The organism is uncultured Chryseobacterium sp. (assembly GCF_913776365.1).
Taxonomy (GTDB): domain Bacteria; phylum Bacteroidota; class Bacteroidia; order Flavobacteriales; family Weeksellaceae; genus Chryseobacterium.
The window spans coordinates 1-6,696 of sequence record NZ_CAJYMO010000311.1 but is presented as its reverse complement, the minus strand read 5'-3'; the positions used below and the strand labels follow the sequence as shown (position 1 = coordinate 6,696).

The following is a 6,696-nucleotide window of genomic DNA, read 5'->3' as shown; positions in this document are numbered from 1 at the left end:
TCGGTAAAGGATATTCCATGGTCGGGAAGACAGTTGTGGGATTGCGATGTAGCCCATAAAGACGGTAAATATTATATGTATTTTCCGTTAAAAGATAAAAACGACATTTTCAGAATTGGGGTGGCGGTGAGCGATAAACCATACGGGCCGTTTGTTCCTGAAAAACATCCGATGATGGGCAGTTACAGCATCGATCCCTGCCTTTTTGAGGATAACGGGAAACACTATATGTACTTCGGAGGAATCTGGGGCGGGCAATTGCAGCGGTACCGCAACAACAAAGCTTTGGAATCTGCGGTGATCCCGAATAACGACGAACCTGCCATTCCGTCAAAAGTGGTGATGTTGAGTGATGATATGTTGGAATTCGGTGAAGAGCCTAAAGATGTCCTGATTCTTGACGAAAACGGAAATCCGCTGCTTCATGGCGACAAGCACCGTTTTTTCGAAGCTTCGTGGATGCATAAATATAATGATAAATATTATTTCTCTTATTCCACGGGAGATACGCACCTGATCTGCTATGCGACCGGTGATAATCCTTATGGTCCGTTTACCTTCCAGGGAGAGATCCTGACGCCGGTGGTAGGATGGACCACGCACCACAGCATCGTGGAATTTGAAGGGAAGTGGTATCTGTTCTTCCATGATTCCGTTCCCAGCGGCGGCAGAACATGGCTGAGAAGCATGAAGGTCGTGGAAATCGAATACGATAACGAGGGTAAGATCAAAACCATCGAAGGGTTGGAAGAGAATCAATAATCTTGGATCAACCTTATTAGGGCTAAGAGCCCTAATAAGGTTAGGTTTACCTATGGAAAAAATACAACAGGCAAACCCTGTTTAATTCAAATCAAAATTAAAGTAAATCCCGATGCATAATTTCAGAATGTACCTGGTCTTATTATTCATGATTCCGTTAACGGTTTTCGCAGAAGACGGCAGTCAGCTCTGGCTGCGGTTTCCGGCTAAGAACGGCATTTCGGCAGATAAAATCATTTCCAGAGGAAACAGCCCGACGCTGGACATTGCCCGCAAAGAACTGAGCAGCCACTGGCATGGACAGACTGTGGAACTCCGCACGGAAAAATCATTGAAAAACCTGAAAGACGGATACACCATCAGATCCGTTCAGAACAAAATTGTAATTTCTGCGGGGAAAGAAACCGGATTGCTGTATGGCGTGTATCATATTCTGAGGCTTCATCAGACCCATACTTTAACGGCAGACCTCAACATCACCGAAAAGCCTTCGTTTGATGTACGGGTTCTCAACCATTGGGATAATCTGGACGGAAGTATTGAGCGTGGGTATGCAGGCCATTCATTATGGAAATGGGAAGATTTGCCCAATATCGTTTCGCCGAGATACGAAGCGTATGCAAGAGCCAATGCTTCCATCGGGATCAACGCCACCGTACTGAACAACGTAAATGCTTCGCCGAATATGCTTCGGGAAGACTATCTTAAAAAAGTAAAAATCCTAGCAGACATTTTCAGACCTTACGGGATTAAAGTTTACCTTTCCGTGAACTTTTCCTCTCCTAAGGTATTGGGAAAAACGGAAAATTCAGATCCTTTAAATAAAGATGTACAGAAATGGTGGAAAGATAAAGCTGCCGAAATCTATAAATTGATTCCGGACTTCGGAGGATTTCTCGTAAAAGCCAATTCAGAAGGGCAGCCGGGGCCGCAGGATTACGGACGAACCCACGCCGACGGTGCCAATATGATGGCCGATGTACTGAAGCCTTACGGTGGAATCGTGATGTGGCGGGCGTTTGTGTACAGTCCGAGCAAAGAAGACCGGGCGAAGCAGGCCTACCTGGAATTTGTTCCGCTGGACGGAAAATTCAGGGATAATGTGATCATCCAGATCAAAAACGGGCCGATCGATTTTCAGCCTAGAGAAGCTTTCAACCCGCTTTTCGGAGCATTGAGAAAAACCCCGGAAATGGTGGAATTCCAGATTACCCAGGAATATCTGGGACAGGCCAATCATCTGGCATTCTTGTCGCCATTGTTCAGGGAAACCCTCGAAAGCGATACCTATGCGGACGGCAAAGGATCTACCATTGCGAAGATTACGGACGGGACTTTAAGACCGGGCAAAATAACAGCGATCTCAGGAGTAGCCAACATCGGGGAAGACACGGACTGGACCGGCCATCAGTTCGCCCAATCCAACTGGTACGCCTTCGGAAGACTGGCCTGGAACCATGAACTGACCTCCGAACAGATCGCCGATGAATGGATTAAAATGACCTTTACCGACAAGCCGGAATTTGTAAATCCGGTAAAACAGATCATGCTCACTTCCCGCGAAACCGTAGTAGATTACATGATGCCGTTGGGCCTTCATCACATCTTTGCCGGAAACCACCATTATGGCCCGGAACCCTGGGGTGACTATAAAGGCGGAAGACCGGACTGGTCGCCGGTGTATTACCATCAGGCAGATGCAAGAGGAATTGGCTTCGACAGAACCAAAACCGGAAGCAATGCCGTTTCCCAGTATTTTCCGCCATTGAACGAAATTTATGGCAATATCGAAACCTGCCCGGAAGATCTTCTCCTTTGGTTTCACCATGTAGCCTGGGATTATAAAATGAAAGACGGCAAAACCCTTTGGGACGAGCTGTGCTATAAATACGATTCAGGAGTTCATCAGGTGAGGGAATACCAGAAAACCTGGGATAGGATGCAGCCTTACATCGATGAACAAAGGTTTTCAGAAGTTCAGTCAAAATTGAAAATCCAGGCAAAAGATGCCGTGTGGTGGAAGGATGCCTGCCTGCTCTATTTCCAGACGTTCTCAAAACGGCCGATTCCTTACGATATCGACCGCCCGGTAAACGAACTGGAGGATCTCAAGAAAATCAAGCTGAATATGGGGCACCATAATTAAAAAAAATCGAGGCAACTTTAGGAAGTTGCCTCAAAAACTGACTGTACGTAAAATTGTATTCCCTTTATGAACCGGGAATGGTATCTATAATTTAGTTATGGATCTATTTGAGGGAAATCATTTTATTGAATACATTTCCGTTTTCTTCCACCCTGATGAAATAAGTGTCTGAAGTCTGGGGATTGAGATCAAAGGTAAGATCAAGCGCTCCCTCTCCAGCAGCCTTCGTATCTGAATAATACAGCGTATTCGATGAATCGTAAACCGATACGCTTACCGGGTTTTTGCATTCATCCATATGCAGTTTGGCCAGATGTCCGGAAAGGGTAAATTCAGGTTTGCTGACGGTGCTCACCGGCGTTCTGTCCATTTCCACAGTATTGTTGCTGCTGATGGTGATTTTATATTTTTCAACTTTCGTCTCAGATTCTGCTACCAGAAAGTAAACTCCCGGAGACAATGCCTGTAAATCATAGGATTTGGCAATCTGCCCTTCGTTATTCAGACGTTCCGTATACAGCTCGCCTACAGAATCATTATAAATGAAAAGAGAAAGATTTTTGGCATTTGACACTTCAAAGTGCAGCGTCTTGGATTCTGCTTTTTTTACAGACAAGGAGAAATCTCTGTCTTTACTCATCAGTCCTGCTGACATCAGTGAGAAAGCAAGGAGAAAACCGGATTTTAAAACTGCATTCATGATAATGTTATTTATATCAGTTGATTATGGTACAAATGTACAGCAGCTGCGGCAGCTATTCTACCATACAATTTTCACATATATGCAGTATATTAACTATGTATGAGTATTAATCAAATATTAATTGTTAATTTTGTGCATTATTTGGTCAATATACCATAAACTTTGAGGTTATGAAACATTCACATCCTTCATTTGAAGCCATAAAACCCAATATCGGCAGCAGCTTTACAAGCCTGAAATTCCTTGCTAATGAGAATATTAAGTCGCATGTATGGCATTACCATCCCGAGATTGAGCTGATTCATGTCTGTAAAGGTTCCGGAAAACGGCAGATCGGAAGCAATATCTCTTATTTTTCAGACGGTGACCTTGTCCTTATCGGCAGTAATCTTCCGCATTGCGGGCTTACCAATGAAAATACCAATAATGAGTATGAAATGGTAATCCAGTTCAAGCCGGATTTCCTTGGAGAGACGCTCTGGGAAACCCCGGAGATGCAGCGGATCGTCAGCCTGCTTGAAAAATCAAAAGCGGGCATTGTCTTCGGGGATGCCGTAAAGAAGGAAGTGGGAAGGAAAATTGCCGAGATGCATGAATCTTCGTCCATGGACAGACTGATCCGGTTTCTGGGAATTCTTGATGAACTGGGCAGCACCCAGGACTGCCGGATCCTGAATGCCGGAAAATACTATCTTCAGACCCAGGTGGAAGACAATGACAGGATCAATGTGATCTTCAATTATGTGAAAGACCATTTCCGGGAGCAGATGACCCTGGAGGAAATTGCCGACCTTGCCAACATGAAAGTGCCTTCCTTCTGCCGTTATTTCAAAAAAATCACCAATAAGACATTCACCCAGTTTGTGAATGAATACCGCATCACCCATTCTTTAAAGCTGCTGGCGGAACAGCCGATGAGCATTACGGAAGTCTGCTTCGAAAGCGGCTTCAATAATTTCAGCTACTTTAACAAGACCTTTAAGGAATATGTGAAAAAAAGTCCGTCCCAATATAGGAAGGAATTCAATTATTTTATGGAATAATGCTGAAGAGCAGACGGGTACATTGTTCTATTGTCCTGTGTGACCTGCCGTATCCGGGGAATCGCCAAGAAGTCTTCCTGTAAGTGTATGGCCGGTCCGGAATTTAACTGTATTTTTAACATTTAAAATAAGTAAACTTAAATTATTCACAGGTATGCAGGAAAAATTAATGGAAGCCACAAAGGATGCTTTCCGGAAGGCCTTCCGTTCGGAACCCGGACAGCTGTTTCTGGCTCCGGGAAGAATCAACATTATCGGGGAGCATGTTGATTACAATGATGGATTTGTGCTGCCGGCAGCGATTGATAAATACATTTGTTTTGCCGTTACGAAAAAGGATGATTCAGATACCTGCACCGTTTTTGCCGGTGACTTCGATGAATCTTTCAGTTTTGACACCAGGGAAAAGCAGGTTCCCGGAGAGAAGCAATGGGCCAATTATCTGCTGGGTGTTTTCAATGCGGTGCAGGAAAGCGGAAAAGCAACCGGCGGCATGCAGATCGCCTTCACCAGTACTATTCCGATGGGGTCGGGGCTTTCTTCCTCGGCGGCACTGGAATGCGGGTTTGCTTATATCCTGGATTCGCTATTCGGTCTTTCGCTTTCCGGAAGGGAAATGGCTGTCATCGGACAGAAGGCAGAACATACCTTTGTAGGGGTCAACTGCGGTATTATGGATCAGTTTGCTTCGGTTTTCGGAAAAGAAAATAAAGTCATCATGCTGGACTGCAATTCGCTCAGTCATCAGTATCACGATGCGGAGCTGGAAGGCTACAGCTGGGTGCTGTTTGACAGCTGCGTAAAACATACCCACCTCACTTCAGGTTATAATGAAAGGAGAAAAGAGGTCGAAAGGGGCAAAGCCGTTTTGCAGGAAAGATTTCCCCAGGCACAAACATTCAGGGATTTTACCTTAGAAATGCTGGAAGGCTGTAAAGAGGAAATGGGAAATATACCTTATATACGATGCAGCTATCTGATCAAGGAGATCGGGAGGGTAGAAAAAGCTGTTCAGGCTCTTTCCGAGAACCGTCCGGAAGAACTTGGGCGGCTCATGAATGAAACCCATAGCGGCCTCTCCGGCGAATATGAAGTCAGCTGTGAAGAAATCGATTTCCTGGTAGAGGAAACACTGAAGCAAAAAGGGGTTCTCGGGGCACGGATGATGGGTGGCGGCTTCGGCGGCTGCAGCATAAACCTGATTAAAGAGGATGCTGTGGAAGAGGCCATCACTGCAGTTACGGAAAAATATAAAAATAAATTTAATATCCCGATGAAGGTTTACCCTGTGAAAATTTCAGATGGGATCAAAGAATACAAGGCACATGAATACATTTAATCCCAAGAAAAATCCGCACAGGCGCTACAATCCTTTGCTGGGTGAATGGGTACTGGTCTCACCGCAGCGCGCAGACCGGCCATGGCAGGGACAGACGGAAGATGCCGTACAGGAACAGCTGCCGGCTTACGACCCGGACTGCTATCTGTGTGCCGGAAATACAAGGATCAGCGGCGAAAAAAATCCTGAATATAAAGGAGTGTATGTCTTCAGCAATGATTTCGGCTCTCTGATGAAAGAAGAGGTGGAAGCTTCCGTACCGTCTGACGGGTTTTTCGCTATGGAGCCGGAACGCGGAATCAACCGGGTCATCTGCTTCTCGGAAAATCACAGCCTTACCTTACCGGAAATGGAGGCAGGGGATATCCGCAATGTGGTGGAGGTATGGCAAGAGCAATATCAGGAACTGGGATCACTGGACTACATCAGTCATGTGCAGATTTTTGAGAACAAGGGAAAGATCATGGGATGCAGCAATCCGCATCCGCACGGTCAGATCTGGGCTCAGTCTTCGGTACCCACGCTGGTGCGGAAAACCCAGCAGAGACTTAAGGCATATTTTGAAAGCCATGGCAGGTCATTGCTGGAAGATTACCTTGAAAGAGAACTGGAAGCTGATGAAAGGGTGATTCTGAAAAATGAGCATTTTGCAGCACTGGTGCCTTTTTGGGCTTCCTGGCCGTATGAAACCATGATCATCAGC

Annotated in this window: 6 protein-coding genes; 5 read left to right on the top strand and 1 reads right to left on the bottom strand. The window is 45.5% G+C overall.

Annotated features, from left to right (window positions below):
* Both QZ735_RS16415 and QZ735_RS16410 read left to right on the top strand, forming a co-directional pair.
* Positions 1–762 (top strand): family 43 glycosylhydrolase (locus QZ735_RS16415; RefSeq protein ID WP_294250659.1); only part of this gene is annotated, 762 nt, incomplete at its 5' end.
* Between the two features lie 112 nt (positions 763–874).
* Positions 875–2,908, top strand: a complete 2,034-nt coding sequence (locus tag QZ735_RS16410) for an alpha-glucuronidase (RefSeq protein ID WP_294250654.1) — start codon at positions 875–877, stop codon at positions 2,906–2,908.
* 103 nt (positions 2,909–3,011) lie between these two features.
* Here the strand turns inward: QZ735_RS16410 and QZ735_RS16405 are convergent, their stop codons facing one another.
* A complete protein-coding gene (locus tag QZ735_RS16405) occupies positions 3,012–3,608 on the bottom strand; it encodes a hypothetical protein (RefSeq protein WP_294250652.1) in 597 nt (198 codons plus the stop codon).
* Positions 3,609–3,781: 173 nt separating this feature from the next.
* Between QZ735_RS16405 and QZ735_RS16400 the strand changes: the two genes are divergently transcribed.
* The 3 genes from QZ735_RS16400 to galT all read left to right on the top strand — a co-directional run.
* Positions 3,782–4,654, top strand: a complete 873-nt coding sequence (locus QZ735_RS16400) for an AraC family transcriptional regulator (protein ID WP_294250649.1) — start codon at positions 3,782–3,784, stop codon at positions 4,652–4,654.
* 154 nt (positions 4,655–4,808) lie between these two features.
* The gene (gene galK, locus QZ735_RS16395) at positions 4,809–5,993 is read left to right on the top strand and encodes a galactokinase (RefSeq protein WP_294250646.1); all 1,185 of its coding nucleotides are present in this window, start codon (positions 4,809–4,811) and stop codon (positions 5,991–5,993) included.
* The coding region (galT, locus tag QZ735_RS16390; protein WP_294250643.1) for a galactose-1-phosphate uridylyltransferase at positions 5,980–6,696 on the top strand (717 nt) is incomplete at its 3' end. The genes galK and galT, both read left to right, overlap by 14 nt.